This window comes from Actinophytocola sp. (assembly GCF_050699915.1).
Classification (GTDB): domain Bacteria; phylum Actinomycetota; class Actinomycetes; order Mycobacteriales; family Pseudonocardiaceae; genus Actinophytocola.
In genome coordinates, this window is sequence record NZ_JBOHGA010000162.1 from 1 (window position 1) to 15250 (window position 15250).

Sequence of the window (15250 nt, forward strand, 5' to 3'; positions counted from 1 at the left end):
GTGCCGGCCCGCCGCGCGGTGCGCAGCACGCCGGCCGCCTCCAGCTCGCGGTACACCCGCGCGACCGTGCCCGCGGCGAGCCCGAGGTCACCGGCCAGCTGGCGGATGGCCGGCAGCCGGCTGCCCACCGGCAGCGCGCCCGTCCGCACGAGGTGGGTCAGCTGGTCGCGGACCTGCCGCCACGGCGCGACCCCGCTGTCCGGGTCGACGACGACCCTCGGTGCGGTCACCGTCCGCTGCGCGCGAGGGCGCCACGGCTCGGCGCGGCCACCAGCAGCCAACAGCCGACGGCCACGACGAACACGGCGAACCCGAGGATGTCGTAGATCGGCCCAAGGCCGGAGTCCAGCCAGCCGGGCCGGTCCGGCACCCGACCGACGCCCGCGCCCGCGGTCAGCAGGAACCCGAGCCGGCTCTGCGCCTCGAACACCAGCCCGGCGAGCCAGCCCATCCCGATGCCCACGGCGACCCGTGCGGTCCGGGTCCGCAGCGCGGCATCGACCGCGGGGTCGGCCACCGCGGGCCGCCGCACGGCGAGGAGCACCACCACCGCCACGACGGCCAGGCACACGACGACGCCGGCGAGCGTGGCCCAGCCGGTCGGCTCGACCAGCCGGGTCTGGGTGCCCAGGTCGGACTCGACCGCCTCGCGGCTCCCACCGGCCGGCAGCTCGGCCGCGTACCGGTCGGCCCACGGCTGCGCGGCCAGCCCGAGCACGACCAGCGCCACGACCACGGACGCCAGGCCGGCGAGCACCACGACCGCCCAGCGCGGCACCAGGTCGCGCCAGCCACGCGGATCGAGCGAGGCCACCCGCACCCCGCGCACCGGACGCACGACGGCGACCAGCTCGGCGATCAACATCGCGGCCAGCAGCAGGACGACGATGTTCGCCGGCCACGGGTTGTTGTCCACGGCGGGCAGGACCAGGCTGACCGCGGGCGGGAGCGCCACGATGAGCACGACATAGAGGATCCGGCGCTGCCACAGGTACCGGACCGCCACGGCGATCTGCTGCTCGGTCGGCTCGGCGAGGCCCCAGTTCCGCAGCAGCCGTCGCCCGCTCTGCTTGGTCGGCCAGAGCACGAGCAACAGCACCGCCGCGGCGATGAGCGCGGGCAGGAGCGTGTTCGACAGCCACATGGAGTCCACGCCGCACCTCTTTGTATCGAGTGTTTGATACAAAGCTAGCGCACGGGTCAACCTCGGGGTGGACCAACAGTGCGACCCGCGTGTGACGCCGAGGTACGCGCCGGCTGCCTACGCTGGGTCCGTGCGCCGGTTCAGCCTGTGGATGAAGGCCCACCCGATGGTGGGTGACAGCCTGCTCGCCGGCCTGCTCGCCTGCTTCGACGCGCTGATCTACATCGCGTCCGCGGCGGAGAACGCCGCGCCGGCGCCGTGGTACGTGTCGTTGCCGATCGTGCTGGGCGTGGTGGCGCCGCTGGTGTACCGGCGCAGGTACCCGGTCGCGGTCGCCTACCTCACGCTGCTGATCGGCATCCCGCACACCTCGCTCGAGCTGGGCGTGGCGGGCCTGTTGACGACCTGCATCGCGCTCTACACGCTGGTCGCCTACGTGGGCCGCAAGCCGGCGACGCTCTACGCGGTCGCGAACATGGTGCTCACGGCCGTGCAGTTGACCGTGCTGGATCAGATGCGCCAGCAATGGGTCGTCACGTCGATCGTGACGGCGCTGGCGCTCGCCTTCTGTTGGGCGCTCGGCGAGTTCGTCGGCGCGCGGCGCGCCTACCAGGCGGAGGTGGAGCAGCGGCTCGCACTGTTGGAGGTCGAGCGGGACCACCAGGCGCGGATGGCGGTGGCGGCCGAGCGGGCGCGGATCGCCCGCGAGCTGCACGACGTCGTCGCACACGCGGTGAGCGTGATCGTCGTGCAGGCCGACGGCGCCACGTACGCGGTGCACACGCAGCCCGAGCTCGCCGAGCGGGCGGTCCGCACGATCTCCTCGACCGGCCGGGAGGCACTGGCCGAGCTCCGCCGGCTGCTGGGCGTGCTGCGCAGCGAGGAGGGCGACGGCGACCTGACCCCGCAGCCGGCGGGCACGCAGTCGCTGTCCGAGCTGGCCGAGCGGGTGCGTGCGGTGGGCCTGCCGGTGCGGCTGGAGATCGTCGGCGACGTGGACGACCTTCCCGCCGGCGTGGGCCTCGGAATCTACCGGATCGTGCAGGAGGCGCTGACCAACTCGCTCAAGCACGCGGGCCCGGGCACGAAGGCCATGGTGCGGGTGGAGCGGACCGGCGACGAGGTGTGCCTGGACATCTCCGACGACGGCCGGCACAGCACGCGCACGCTGGTCGGGGTGTCCGGCGGCAACGGGCTGATCGGCATGCGCGAGCGAGCTCTGGTGTTCGGCGGCTCGCTCGACGCGGGGCCGCGGCCCGGCGGCGGCTGGCAGGTTCGGGCCCGGCTGCCCCTCGCCGCGGACTGAGGGCGGCTAGTTTGTCCCTGTGATCAGGGTGGTGCTGGTCGACGACCAGGAGCTGATGCGCGTCGGGTTCCGCATGGTGCTCGGCGCGCAGGAGGACATGGAGATCGTCGGCGAGGCCGGCAACGGCAGGGAGGCCGTGGAGCTGGCCGGCGACCTGCGCCCGGACGTCGTGCTGATGGACGTGCGGATGCCGGTGCTCGACGGGGTCGAGGCCACCAAGCTGATCACCGCGCAGGGTTTCGCCAAGGTGCTCGTGATGACGACGTTCGACCTCGACGAGTACGCGCTGTCCGCGCTGCGCAACGGGGCCAGCGGGTTCCTGCTCAAGGACACGCCGTCGGTGCAGCTCGTGTCCGCGCTGCGGGCGGTGGCGAGCGGCGACGCGGTCGTCTCGCCGAGCGTGACGAAGCGGCTGCTGGACCGGTTCCTCGGCTCGGCCGGCGGCCAGCTGCGCGACGCGGCCGTGCTGGACGTGCTGACCGACCGGGAGCGCGAGGTCCTGCTGCTGATCGCGCAGGGGCTGTCCAACACCGAGATCGCCCGCAAGCTCTTCCTCTCCGAGGCCACGGTGAAGACCCACGTCGGCCGCGTGCTGTCCAAACTGGACCTGCGGGACCGGGTGCAGGCCGTGGTGCTCGCCTACGAGACGGGCCTGGTCAGGCCCGGCGATTTCTGAGAACCCGCTCAGCCGCGGTAGGCCAGACTCCGGCGCGACCCCTACCTGGGGGTGACCGCGAATCAGGGTCGGACTCAGGGTCGTAACGGATACACCACCCTTTTGGCTGATGGACGCTACTCCCAGAAGTTGACCTGAACTGGCGACCACAGGTGGACGTGCGAAAAGCCCGTACACCGCCAGTATTTGCGGCACGGGGACAAGACGAATCAGGGAGAGACCATGATCGAGGCAGTTGGCCTCACCAAGCGCTACGGGAAGACGGTCGCGGTGGACGACCTGTCCTTCACCGTCCAGTCCGGTCGGGTCACCGGCTTCCTCGGCCCGAACGGCGCCGGGAAATCGACCACCATGCGCATGATCCTCGGGCTGGACGCGCCCAACGCCGGCAGCGTCCGCATCGACGGCAAGCGCTACCAGGAGCTGCACAACCCGCTGCGCACGGTCGGCGCGCTGCTGGACGCGAAGTGGGTGCACCCCAACCGCTCGGCCCGCGCGCACCTGCGCTGGCTCGCGCGGTCCAACAAGCTGCCGGCCAAGCGTGTCGACGAGGTGCTCGACATCGTGGGCCTGACCGGTGTCGCGAACCGCCGGGCCGGCGGGTTCTCGCTCGGCATGTCCCAGCGGCTCGGCATCGCGGCCGCGCTGCTCGGCGACCCGCAGGTGCTGCTGTTCGACGAGCCGGTCAACGGCCTCGACCCGGAGGGCATCCTATGGATCCGCCGGTTCATGCACCGGCTGGCCGACGAGGGCCGGACCGTGTTCGTGTCCAGCCACCTGCTCTCGGAGATGGCGCTGACCGCGCAGGAGCTCGTGGTCATCGGCCGTGGTCAGATGATCGCGCAGTGCAGCACCGAGGACTTCGTCGCGCAGGCGACCGAGAACACCGTCGTGGTGCGCAGTCCGCAGATCGCGCAGCTGCGTACGGCGTTGGGCCAGCACGGCGCCACCCTCCGGGACGAGGGCGACAGCCTCGTCGTGACCGGAATGGACAGTGCCGCCGTCGGTGAGCTCGCCGCCGCGAACAGCGTGGTGCTCCACGAGCTGAGCCCGCAGCGCGGCTCGCTCGAGGAGGCCTTCATCCAGCTCACCGGCGACTCCGTGGAGTACCAAGCCACCAACGGGGGCGACCCCGAGGCTGCCGCCGCCGACCTCATGCCTGCCGGGAAGTGAACCGATGACTCTGCTCGCCGTTGAACGCATCAAGCTCTTCACCACGCGCTCGCCGCTGTGGTGCACGCTGGCCGCCCTCGCGGTCACCGTCGGCTTCGCCGCGCTGATCGCCGGGGTCGACACCGAGAACACACCGACGATCGCTTCGACACAGTTCGGCTACAACTTCGGCCTGATGGTGATCATGGTGATGGCCACGCTGGCGATCACCACCGAGTACCGCTTCGGCACGATCAAGGCCACGTTCCAGGCGATCCCGAACCGGACGGCCACGCTGCTCTCCAAGGCCACAGTCGTGGCGCTGTTCGCCGGGCTGATCGGCGAGATCGCCGCGTTCGGCTCGGTGGGGATCGCGAAGCTGATCCAGCCGAGCGCCAACCTCGGCATCGACACCGCCTACGAGTGGCGTGCCGTGGCCGGCATCGGCCTGATCTACGCGATCACCGCGATCATCGCCGTGGCCGTGGGCCTGCTCATCCGCCACTCGGCCGGCGCCGTGTCGGCGATCCTGATCTATGCGTTGCTGGTGGAGAGCCTGGTCGTGCTGATCCCCAAGGTCGGCGACGACATCCAGAAGTGGATGCCCTTCTACGTGGCCGACAAGTTCATCACCGGGAACCCCGACGCGACTGGTCGCCCCATCGGCGAGGGTCCGCCCCCGTCGGCCGCCGAGCTGGGCCCGTGGTGGGCGCTCGCCTACTTCGCCGGCTTCGCACTGGTGCTGTTGATCATCGGGGTGGTCACCGCGAACAAGCGGGACGCGTGAGCACGCCGCGGTCCGAGGGCGGGAGCGCGTGGGGAGCGCGAGCCGGCGGACCGCGGTAGCAGGGGGAGAGCCCGGGTCACCTTGCGGGGGGTGGCCCGGGCTCTTGCGCGCGTACGGCCATTCGAATGAAGACAGCCGTTAGATAGCCTGAAATGTCGCGAACCGGTAACGGGTGGCCACCTAAGTCCGATGGTCGAGGTGGACGGGGCCATGTGTTGTACACCGAACGGCGTGGTTAAGACCACGTTAAGTCACTGTGACCTCAGCCACAGGAGGCGGACAAGCGGCCTGCTCGGAGAGTGATATCGAAACTGAGCAGTCCCGATCGCGCCTTGCTCCATACGTGGGGTGTCCTTGGAGGTGGACTTGTGACGGTGGTTGACACCGGCCCGTTTCCCGAAGCCGCTTCCGCGGCTGAGCAACGTCGCTCGTCCAACCAGTCGTCGATGTCATCCCCTTCGACCGCCGGCACCTTACGTGTCGAGCCGATGATCGGCCTCGAGTGGTCACAAGCGATCGAGCAGTGGGGCGGCGAGGACGCCACGGTGCCCGCGCAGGCGCGCCGGTCGTGGCTGCACCGGGCACCCGAGCAGCAGGTGGTCGCCCTCTACCAGCGGATCCGCACGGCTGATCCGACCGCGCCCGCACCCTGGTGGCTGCGGGCGATCGCGGCCGGCAACCTGGACACCCGCGTCGAGGGCTTCGCCGTGGAGGACCGGACCGCCAAGCTGCTCTCCGCGCGCACGGGCTGGGTCTACGTGCCCTGGAACACCGATGGAGACTCCGGATTCTGGGAGTTCGTCCCTTCGGAGCGAAGGCTCACCGAACCGGGTGTGCCCACGACCCTGATGCTCACCGACCGCCACCCCGGTTGGCTCGACGTCTACCCCGCGCACTCCGGCAAGACCCCGGACCCGATGCCCGTGCGAGGGCTCGCCGACCTGCGCGCGAACCTCGCGCACCTGGAGGCGCTGCCGCCCGCCTAGGGCGCGTCTGGCGGATCTTGGTCGATGCGATTCGTGATCCAGCCGGTTCCTGGCAAGGCGGAGCGATGGCCTCGTACCGGGCGTACTCGGCCATTGTGACAACGCGGCCAGGGGCCGGCTGGGCGCGAATCGCGCGGCCGGAGATCCGTTAGATGTGCCCTAGGCTCTCGCGGGTGGATTCGCCCTCCGACCTGACCCACCGCCGCACGGTGGTCAGCTTCGTCAACCGCGGCGGCCGGATGACCGTCGGCCAGACCCGCGCCTGGGACCGGCTGTGGCCGGCGCTGGGCCGCGACGTCGCGACGCTGCCGGCCGGCCCGCTCGACGTCGCCGAGTGGTTCGGCCGCTCGGCGCCGGCGCTGTTGGAGATCGGGCCCGGGATGGGCGAGACCACGGCCGCACTGGCGCAGGCCGCCCCCGAGCTCAACTACGTGGCCGTCGACGTGTTCCAGGCCGGCCTCGCGCAGCTGATGATGCGCGTCGAGACCATGGGCATCGAGAACCTCCGGCTGCTGCGCGGCGACGCGGTCGTCCTGCTCGGGGCGCACCTCGCCCCGGCCTCGCTCGCCGGCGTGCGGATCTTCTACCCGGACCCCTGGCCGAAGAAGAAGCACCACAAGCGCCGGCTCGTGCAGCCGGAGTTCATGGCGCTGGTCGCGTCCCGGCTCGAGCCTGGCGGCCGGGTGCACCTGGCGACCGACTGGGCCGAGTACGCCGAGCAGATGCTCGCCGTCTGCACGGCCGAGCCGTCGCTGCGCAACGTCTACTCGGCGGCGCCCGGCGGCTGGGCGCCGCGACCGGAGTGGCGCCCGCGGACGAAGTTCGAGAGCCGGGCCGAGGAGGCCGGGCGGGTCAGTCGGGACCTGATCTTCGAACAAGTCTGAATTGTCCGCTTTGCCGTCCACCGAGCGTAGTGCTACGTCCGCAGATACCACACGACCAGGTAATCGAGCCCGCCCCTAGCGGGGCCGATACCCACAGGTGTGACCGCACTGCGCGACGAGGCCTTCCAGCCCCCACGACCTCTCGCCACCGCCGGGCGACCCCCGCAACAACCCGGCGACTACGGCGCATCCGCCCGCCGGTCCGCGTCCGCCTACGCCGAGGCCGAGGAGTTCCTGCGCGCGTTCCACAGTGCGCGCCCGAACGCCGGCCAGATCGAGGCGCGGCTCGCGAAGGTGCGTGCGGAGATCGCCGCCACCGGCACCTACCGGCACAAGCCCGCCGAGCTGGCCTTCGGCGCCCGGCTTGCGCTGCGCGACAGCGGCTGGTGCCCGGCCGACGTGCCGTGGCGCGGCCTGCTCGTCCGTGACCTGCGGGAGATCCGGGACAACGCCGAGGTGGCCGCGCAGTGCGTGCAGCACCTGCGCGCCGCGACGAACGGCGGCCGGGTGCGGCCGATGGTCAGCGTGTTCGCACCGGACACCCCGTGGCGGCCGGGCCCGCGGATCCGCAACGACCAGCTGGTCCGGTACGCGGGCTACGCCGAGCCGGGTCGGGTGATCGGCGACCGGCGCTACATCGATTTCACCAACGTCGTGTGCCGGCTGGGCTGGCGACCGCCGACCGGGCGCAGCGCGTTCGACAAGCTGCCGCTGGTAGTGCAGACCGCGCACGAGGGCGTCTCGCTGCACCCGCTGCCGCGCGACGTCGTACGCGAGGTGCCGCTGGAGCATCCGGACCTGCCGTGGTTCGTGGGGCTGGGGCTGCGCTGGCCCGCGGTGCCGGTGATCAGCAACATGCGGCTGGTGATCGGCGGCGTCACCTACCCGGCGGCGCCGTACAACGGGATCTACATCTGCCAGGCGATCGGCGAGGACGTGCTGGCCGACGACGCCGCCTACGGGCTGGTGCGCCACATCGCCGAGCGACTCGGGCTGGACGTGTCGTCGGAGCGGACGCTGTGGCGGGACCGGGCGGCCGTGGAGCTGAACCGCGCGGTGGTGCACTCGTTCGACGCGGCCGGCGTGGCGATCGAGCACTCGGTGGACGGTTTCCTGCCCGCGACGGCCGGGTCGGGCCGGCCGGCGTTCGTCGCGTGGGACGACGAAACGGCGCGCTGAGCGTCCTGGCAGGATCGCGCGCATGCGTTTGCGTGCCCCCATCGTCCTGCCCTGTGACCCCGCCTGCTCGGTACTGCGCGATGCCGTCGTGGACGTGCTGCCGGACGGCCGGCTCGGCTACGTCGGCCCGTTCGCCGACGCGCCCGCGACGGCCGACCCGGTCCGGTCGGTGCCGGGCATCCTGCTGCCAGGCTTGGTCAACACCCACGCGCACAGCCCGATGACCGTGCTGCGCGGCATGGGTGGCGACCTTCCGCTGCTGCGCTGGCTGCGGGAGATCATCTGGCCGGCCGAGGCGAAGCTGACCCCGGCGGACGTCGAGGTGGGCATGCTGCTGGGCTCGGTGGAGATGCTGCGCGGCGGGATCACCACGAGCGTCGAGCAGTACTTCCACACGGACCATGTGGTGCGCGCGCTGTCGGCGACCGGGCAGCGCGCGCTGCTCGGTCCGGCCATCGTGGACACTCCGGGCCACGACTGGCGGGCGCAGCTGGACGAGGTCAGCGCCCGCATCGACGTCGACGGCCGGTTCCTCGGCACGCACGGTCGCATCGAGCTGGGCTACGGCCCGCACTCGGGGTACACGCTGCCGCCGGCGGCGCTGACGATGGTCGGCGAGGCGGCGCGGGCGCGGGACGCGCTGGTGCTGATCCACGTGGCGGAGTCGGCAGAGGAGGACGCCGAGCAGCGCGCCAGGTACGGCTCGGTGCCGCGGATGCTCGCGGAGCTCGGCCTGTTCGGCGGCCGCGTGCTGGCGGCACACGCGGTCCATCTGTCCGATGAGGACATCGCGGTGCTCGCCGGCGCCGGAGTCGGGGTGGCGCACTGCCCGGGCTCGAACGCGAAGCTGACGTCGGGGATCGCCCGGGTACCGGCCATGCTGGCGGGCGGGGTGCGGGTCGGCCTCGGCACGGACGGCCCGGCCAGCAACGACGACCTGGACCTGTGGGAGGAGATGCGCCTGGCCGTACTCCTGGCCCGACTGTCCACGATGGACCCCACCGCGCTGGTGGCGACGGACGCCCTGCTGCTGGCGACCCGCGGCGGTGCCGAGGCGGTGGGCCGGGACGACATCGGCGCGTTGGAGGCGGGCCGCTGGGCGGACGTGGTGCACGTGCGGGTGGACGACCCGGCGTTCTCCGCGGGCTTGGACGTGCCGGACGAGCACCTGCTGGCAAACCTGGTGTGGGCGGCGGGCGCCCGCCTGGTGCAGGACGTCTGGGTAGCCGGCGAACAGGTGGTCGCGGACCACGAACCGACCACAGTGGACAGAATGAAGGCACAGGCCGCGGCGGGCGAGGTGACCCGCCGCATCCGCTGACCCACGCGGCCGTTCAAGATCGTCGGTGGCCTCCGGCCCCCCGAAATCCAGCGTACCGAGCCTCCCCGACAGAACCGGGCGCCGACGCCGGAGCCTGTGGACAACTCGGGGATCCGCGGGGGCCCCCCGCTTTCCACTCTAGTCGTGAGGGGCGACAGTTCTGGGGCTGCGAGCTGGGCTGTGGACAACTCCGGGTCGCGAGTGGCGCTTGTGACCGTTCCGCGGTCAGGGGCGGATGATCACCTCGTGGACGTGGGCGTCCGGTGGGGTGGCGATCGCCGCCTGGATCATCGCGGCCACCGAGTTCGGGTCCATGTACTTCGACGGTTCGAACTCGCCGCCTTCGAAGGCTCGGACCGCTCGTTGCATGTCCGTCACCGTGCGGCCGGGGTGGATCGACGTGACGCGGAGCGTCGGCTCCTCCGCGCGCAGGACGTCGGAGTACGCGCGGAGGGCGAACTTGCTCGCCGCGTACGGGCCCCACTGCGGGTTCGCCTTGATGCCCGAACCCGAGTTGATCAGTACGACGTGTCCCGACGCCGCGTGCAGGGCCGGCAACAACATCCTGGTCAGCTCGGCGACCGCCACCACGTTGATCTCGAACGAGTCCCGCCAGTCCGCCGCCGTCACCTCCGCCAGCGCGCCCAGCCGCGAGATGCCCGCCGAGTGCACGAGGACGTCCAGCCGGTCGACACCGCCGAGCGACTCGCCGACGGCCGCGTAGTCGGTCAGCTCCACCGGCCACGGGCGGGCGCTCGGCAGGTCCGCCGCGACCGCCGCGAGCGCGGCCGAGTCGCGGCCGCCGAGCAGCAGGTCGTGGGTGTCCGCGAGGGCACGGGCCACGGCCGCGCCGATGCCTCGGGACGCACCGGTGATCAGGGCGAGGGGCCGGTCGGTCATGGCGCCAACACTACGAAAGGGCCGCGCCCCGGGGGAGCGCGGCCCGACCGCAGGTAGGGCTACTTCTTCCGCACCACCACGACCGACGCGCGCGGCTGGCTGTCCCCGCCGTCCGGCCAGTGGGACAGCGGGTTGTCCGCGCTGGCGTCGTCCAGCTCGCCCGGGTGCTGTACTGACACCATCACGAAGTCGTCCCGCACGACCGGGCCGCACGTCTCCGCACCGATCGGTACCGTCAGGAACTGCTTCACGTGCCCGCGCTCGCGGCCCTCGACCGGCACCGCGAACAGGCCGTCATTCGACTCGAGCGCGTTGCCGTCGGTGGAAATCCACAGGTTGCCCTTGCTGTCGAACGCCACGTTGTCCGGGCAGGAGATCGGGCTGACCTGTGACTTGTCGTACCCCGCGAAGTACGTGTCCGGCGAGTTCGGGTCGCCGCACACCAGCATCAGCTGCCAGGCGAACCGCGTCGCCGTGTTGTCCCGGCGCGCCTCCTCCAGCTCCAGCACGTGGCCGTGCTTGTTCGCCACCCGCGGGTTGATCTCGGTGGCCCCCTCCTTGCCGGCGGCGCCCCGGTCGGTGTTGTTGGTCAGCGCCGCGTACATCCGGCCGCTCTTCAGGCTCGGCTCGACGTCCTCCGGGCGGTCCATCTTCGTCGCGCCGACCGCGTCCGCGGCCTGACGGGTGAAGACGTAGACCTCCTCGGCGGTGAAGCCGTCCACGAAGGACCTGTCGCCGCGCGCCAGCGGGATCCACTCGCCGGAGCCGTCGAACTCGCCGTCGGAGGGCAGCCGGCCGGTGCCGTCGATCTCCGAGACCGGGCTGTCGCCGGTGAACTTCGCGACGTACAGCGTGCCGTGGTCGAGCAGCTTCTTGTTGTGCTCGCGCGCGTGACGGCTGCCGCCGGGCTTGAACTTGCCGTCCGAGACGTACTTGTAGAGGTAGTCGAACCGCTCGTCGTCGCCCATGTACGCGACGACCCGGCCGTTCTTGGCCACGATGACGTTCGCGCCCTCGTGCTTGAACCGGCCGAGCGCCGTGCGCTTGACCGGGTTGCCCTTCGGGTCCTGCGGGTCGATCTCGACGATCCAGCCGAACCGGTTCGCCTCGTTCGGGTCCTGTGCCAGGTCGAAGCGGCGCTCGAAGCGCTCCCACTTGCGGTCGCTCGCCGCGGCCGGGAAGCCGTAGCGGGCCAGCCGGGCGCGGGCCTCCGGGTCGGTGACGGCGTCGGCGTTGGCGAAGTACTGGTTGACGTTCTCCTCGCCGGACAGGATCGTGCCCCACGGCGTGACCCCGCCCGCGCAGTTGTTCATGGTGCCGAGCACGACCGTGCCGGTCGGGTCGGCCGACGTCTTGAGCAGGTCGGACCCGGCCGCCGGGCCGCGCACGGTGAACGGCGTGTTCATCGTGATCCGCCGGTTGAACTTCCGGTCCATGACGACGCCGAGCCGGCCGTGGCGCTTCTCCTCGACCACGACGACCGACAGCCCGTGCGCGGCAAGACCGACCTCGAACTGCTCGCGGGTCGGGTTGTCGGGGTCGTAGCCGTGGAACATGAAGAGCTCGCTGGAGTACTCGTGGTTGTTGACCATGAACCAGCGGTCGCGGCAGCCCGGCACAGGAACGAGTCCGCAGAAGTCGTTGTTGAACCCGAACTGCTTGGACTGGGCGGCCGCGGTCTGGTTCGCGAAGTCGAACTCCGGGGCGCCCGGCACGACCGGATCGCCCCAGCGGATCAGCACCTCGTGCTCGTAGCCGCGAGCGACGACCACCGCGTCCTCGGTGTTGGGCGCGACCGGCTCGAAGTCGAGACCGGTGCCGCCGTGCCCATGTCCATCGCCCTGTCCACCGCCGGCGACCGGGCGAGGTGCGGCCGTCGCGCCACCCGCGCCGAGCGCGGCCGTGCTCGCCCCGGCCACGGCGACCACGGCGCCGGCCTTGAGCACCTTGCGTCGGGCGAGGACCTGCGCGACCACGTCGCCGAAGTACGCGTTGCCGGACTTGTTGGGCGCCTCGTGGGCGCAGGCGTTTCCGCACCGGTAGCGGCAGGTGACCGCGGCGCGCCCGAGCGGATGGTTGGGCAGCAGCGGGAGGAGCCGGGATTTCTCGGGGGATGACACGCGAAGCCTCCTGGTCAGGTGGGAACGCGCTGACCCTAGGAAAGCAGCTTCGATGGAACAAGAGGTCCCGGTGAACGCCGCGCGAACATCCTGTTCAGTCGGACCTGGTGTGCCCCGCGATCAGCGCTCCAGCTCGCCGGCGATGAACTTCTCCACCGCGTCGTAGGCCTCGGAGTCCGAGTACTGCTCCGGTGGCGACTTCATGAAGTACGACGAGGCCGACAGGATCGGCCCGCCGATGCCCCGGTCCAGCGCGATCTTCGCGGCGCGGACGGCGTCGATGATCACGCCGGCGGAGTTGGGCGAGTCCCACACCTCGAGCTTGTACTCCATGTTCAGCGGCACGTCGCCGAACGCCTTGCCCTCCAGCCGCACGTAGGCCCACTTGCGGTCGTCCAGCCACGGCACGTGGTCCGACGGTCCGATGTGGACGGCAGCGCGCTCCATCTCGTGCGGGATCTGCGAGGTGACCGACTGGGTCTTGGAGATCTTCTTCGACTGCAGCCGCTTGCGCTCCAACATGTTCATGAAATCCATGTTCCCGCCGAAGTTGAGCTGGTACGTACGCAGCAGCTCGACCCCGCGGTCCTCGAAGAGCTTGGCCAACACCCGGTGCGTGATCGTGGCGCCCACCTGGGACTTGATGTCGTCGCCCACGATCGGCACGCCGGCCTCGGTGAACTTGGCCGCCCACTCCGGGTCCGAGGCGATGAACACCGGCAGCGCGTTGACGAACGCCACCCCCGCGTCGATCGCGCACTGGGCGTAGAAGCGGTCCGCCTCCTCGGAGCCCACGGGCAGGTAGGACACCAGCACGTCGGCCCGCGACTCGCGAAGGGCGGCCACGATGTCGACGGGGGACTCGTCGGACTCGGTGATGATCTCCCGGTAGAACTCGCCGAGGCCGTCGAAGGTGTGCCCGCGCTGCACGGTCACACCGAGCGGCGGCACGTCGCAGATCTTGATGGTGTTGTTCTCGCTGGCCACGATCGCCTCGGAGAGGTCGCGGCCGACCTTCTTGGCGTCCACGTCGAACGCGGCGACGAACTCGACGTCACGCACGTGGTAGTCCCCGAACTGCACGTGCATCAGGCCGGGAACGCGGGCGGCCGGGTCGGCGTCACGGTAGTAGTGCACGCCCTGCACCAGCGACGCGGCGCAGTTGCCGACGCCGACGATGGCCACCCGGACATTGCGGCGCTGTTCGCCCATGCCGGTTCTCCTTCTCACTGTTCGTTGTCCTGTGGTTCCTTCTGCTCCCGCTGCTCGGTCGCGATGAGCTCGTTGAGCCAGCGGACCTCCCGCTCGCTGTGCTCGAGCCCGAGCCGGTGGAGCTCACGGGTGTAGCGATCGATCTGCTCGCCGGCCCGTGCCATCGAGGAGCGCAACCCCTCGCGTCGTTCCTCCACCCGGCGCCGGCGGCCCTCCAGGATGCGCATCCTGACGTCGGCCGGCGTGCGGGAGAAGAACGCCATGTGAACGCCGAAGCCTTCGTCGTCGTAGGCCTGCGGTCCGACATCGGCCGCCATCTCGGCGAACCGCTCCTTGCCCTCGGCGGACAGCTTGTACACGCGCCTGGCCCGCTTTCCCCAACTGCGAACCGTCTCCTCCGCCGGCACCTCCTCGACGATCAGTCCGGCGCGCAGCAGTCGGCGTAGCGTCGGGTACAGCGAACCGTACGAGAACGCCCGCAACGTGCCGAGCAAGTCGGAGAGCCTCTTGCGCAGCTCGTAGCCGTGCATCGGGGCCTCGTGCAACAGCCCGAGGATCGCGAACTCGAGCACCGGTTACCTTCCTTGCCGCTGACCTACTGGGCCACTATATCGCGCCGATACATCAGGGTGGCTTCCTGCGAGTGAACGTGGCCTTGATCACCGCGCATCCGTCATCGATTTGTGATCGTCTGGCGACTGCCGGACATGATCGCTGGTCAGATCACGGCTACGACGCAGAGTGGCCAGCCGCCCGCGCGCCGTAGGCCAAACAGCATCTCGACGTGATAACGGCGCCGCGTACGCTGTTGGGCGTGCAAACACAGCGGCAGGTCGTCGACTACGCGTTGCAGCGAAAAGCGCTGCTCGCGGAGGTCTACGCCGGCCGCGTCGGCACCATGGAGGTGTGCGACGCCAACCCCTACCTGCTTCGCGCTGCGAAGTTCCACGGGGAGCCGAGCGACGTCACCTGCCCCGTCTGTCGCAAAGAGCCCTTGACCAGGGTGTCCTGGGTCTATGGTGACGCGTTGAAGCACGCGTCGGGCTCCGCGCGGGCCCCCGAGGAACTCGCCAGGATGGCGAACCTTTTCGAGGAGTTCACCGTGTATGTGGTGGAGGTATGTCGTACCTGCGGGTGGAACCACCTGGTGCAGTCATACGTCCTGGGTACGCGTGGACTCGAGGACCGCAAGCCACGCAGAAGGACGGCGGCCGAGTGAGAGATCGCGACGCCGTAGATGACCACCGCACGGCGCGTCCGCCCATCGCGCCGCTCTGGGAGGCCTGTACGTGAACGATCACCGCAGCCACCGGCGAGGCCCCGGCTCGCCGGCGTGGCCCACTGGCGACGACCCTGACTCGTCCGCGAACCGCGCCCAGCACCAGGAGCGAACCGGCTTCTGGAGTCCGCTGTGGGAGGACGACGACGACCCGAACGCCGGCCGTCGCAGGGCCGGCGCGAACGGAGCGCAAGGCTCGAACGGCGCGCACCACGCACGGCCGAACGGCAACGGCGCGAACGGCGGCTCCCATCGGATGCCCGAGCGCGACCCCCGCGGCGCGCACCACGCGGCTCCACCGCCC

16 protein-coding genes are annotated in these 15250 nt (G+C 70.9%); 10 read left to right on the plus strand and 6 right to left on the minus strand.

The features are described 5' to 3' along the window. Both ACRDSK_RS24040 and ACRDSK_RS24045 read right to left on the minus strand, forming a co-directional pair. Window positions 1-230 (minus strand): GntR family transcriptional regulator (locus tag ACRDSK_RS24040; RefSeq protein ID WP_431443504.1); only part of this gene is annotated, 230 nt, incomplete at its 3' end. Beyond that, on the minus strand, window positions 227-1153 hold the full coding sequence (locus ACRDSK_RS24045; RefSeq protein WP_431443505.1) for a hypothetical protein: 927 nt from the start codon (window positions 1151-1153) through the stop codon (window positions 227-229). The genes ACRDSK_RS24040 and ACRDSK_RS24045, both read right to left, overlap by 4 nt. A gap of 142 nt (window positions 1154-1295) precedes the next feature. Between ACRDSK_RS24045 and ACRDSK_RS24050 the strand changes: the two genes are divergently transcribed. The 8 genes from ACRDSK_RS24050 (at window position 1296) to ACRDSK_RS24085 (ending at window position 9435) form a co-directional block, all read left to right on the plus strand. After that, a complete protein-coding gene (locus tag ACRDSK_RS24050) occupies window positions 1296-2450 on the plus strand; it encodes a sensor histidine kinase (RefSeq protein ID WP_431443518.1) in 1155 nt (384 codons plus the stop codon). Window positions 2451-2469: 19 nt separating this feature from the next. Then, complete coding sequence (locus tag ACRDSK_RS24055) at window positions 2470-3126, plus strand: response regulator (protein ID WP_431443506.1); 657 nt, start codon at window positions 2470-2472, stop codon at window positions 3124-3126. 222 nt (window positions 3127-3348) lie between these two features. Next, on the plus strand, window positions 3349-4299 hold the full coding sequence (locus tag ACRDSK_RS24060) for an ABC transporter ATP-binding protein (protein ID WP_431443507.1): 951 nt from the start codon (window positions 3349-3351) through the stop codon (window positions 4297-4299). 4 nt (window positions 4300-4303) lie between these two features. Continuing rightward, a complete protein-coding gene (locus tag ACRDSK_RS24065; protein ID WP_431443508.1) occupies window positions 4304-5065 on the plus strand; it encodes an ABC transporter permease in 762 nt (253 codons plus the stop codon). Between the two features lie 446 nt (window positions 5066-5511). Next, window positions 5512-6051 (plus strand): hypothetical protein, encoded by a 540-nt coding sequence (locus tag ACRDSK_RS24070; protein ID WP_431443509.1) that lies wholly within the window; start codon window positions 5512-5514, stop codon window positions 6049-6051. A gap of 239 nt (window positions 6052-6290) precedes the next feature. Then, window positions 6291-6935: a tRNA (guanosine(46)-N7)-methyltransferase TrmB gene (trmB, locus tag ACRDSK_RS24075; protein WP_431443519.1), complete on the plus strand. Its 645-nt coding sequence runs from the start codon at window positions 6291-6293 to the stop codon at window positions 6933-6935. A gap of 99 nt (window positions 6936-7034) precedes the next feature. Next, window positions 7035-8114 carry a nitric oxide synthase oxygenase gene (locus tag ACRDSK_RS24080; RefSeq protein ID WP_431443510.1) on the plus strand — a complete coding sequence of 360 codons (1080 nt, stop codon included), beginning with the start codon at window positions 7035-7037 and terminating at the stop codon, window positions 8112-8114. 22 nt (window positions 8115-8136) lie between these two features. After that, window positions 8137-9435: an amidohydrolase family protein gene (locus ACRDSK_RS24085; RefSeq protein ID WP_431443511.1), complete on the plus strand. Its 1299-nt coding sequence runs from the start codon at window positions 8137-8139 to the stop codon at window positions 9433-9435. A 225-nt stretch (window positions 9436-9660) separates the two neighbouring features. On the opposite strand, the gene ACRDSK_RS24090 is transcribed toward ACRDSK_RS24085, so the two are convergent. The 4 genes from ACRDSK_RS24090 to ACRDSK_RS24105 all read right to left on the minus strand — a co-directional run bounded on the left by ACRDSK_RS24090 (window position 9661) and on the right by ACRDSK_RS24105 (window position 14239). Further along, window positions 9661-10335 (minus strand): SDR family oxidoreductase, encoded by a 675-nt coding sequence (locus tag ACRDSK_RS24090; RefSeq protein WP_431443512.1) that lies wholly within the window; start codon window positions 10333-10335, stop codon window positions 9661-9663. Window positions 10336-10394: 59 nt separating this feature from the next. Continuing rightward, window positions 10395-12455 (minus strand): PhoX family protein, encoded by a 2061-nt coding sequence (locus ACRDSK_RS24095; protein WP_431443513.1) that lies wholly within the window; start codon window positions 12453-12455, stop codon window positions 10395-10397. A gap of 120 nt (window positions 12456-12575) precedes the next feature. Further along, window positions 12576-13667 (minus strand): inositol-3-phosphate synthase, encoded by a 1092-nt coding sequence (locus tag ACRDSK_RS24100; RefSeq protein WP_431443514.1) that lies wholly within the window; start codon window positions 13665-13667, stop codon window positions 12576-12578. A gap of 14 nt (window positions 13668-13681) precedes the next feature. Continuing rightward, complete coding sequence (locus ACRDSK_RS24105) at window positions 13682-14239, minus strand: PadR family transcriptional regulator (protein WP_431443515.1); 558 nt, start codon at window positions 14237-14239, stop codon at window positions 13682-13684. A 242-nt stretch (window positions 14240-14481) separates the two neighbouring features. Here ACRDSK_RS24105 and ACRDSK_RS24110 point away from each other — a divergent pair, with 242 nt between their 5' ends. Then, on the plus strand, window positions 14482-14886 hold the full coding sequence (locus ACRDSK_RS24110) for a DUF5318 domain-containing protein (protein WP_431443516.1): 405 nt from the start codon (window positions 14482-14484) through the stop codon (window positions 14884-14886). A gap of 70 nt (window positions 14887-14956) precedes the next feature. Beyond that, window positions 14957-15250 (plus strand): hypothetical protein (locus tag ACRDSK_RS24115; protein WP_431443517.1); only part of this gene is annotated, 294 nt, incomplete at its 3' end.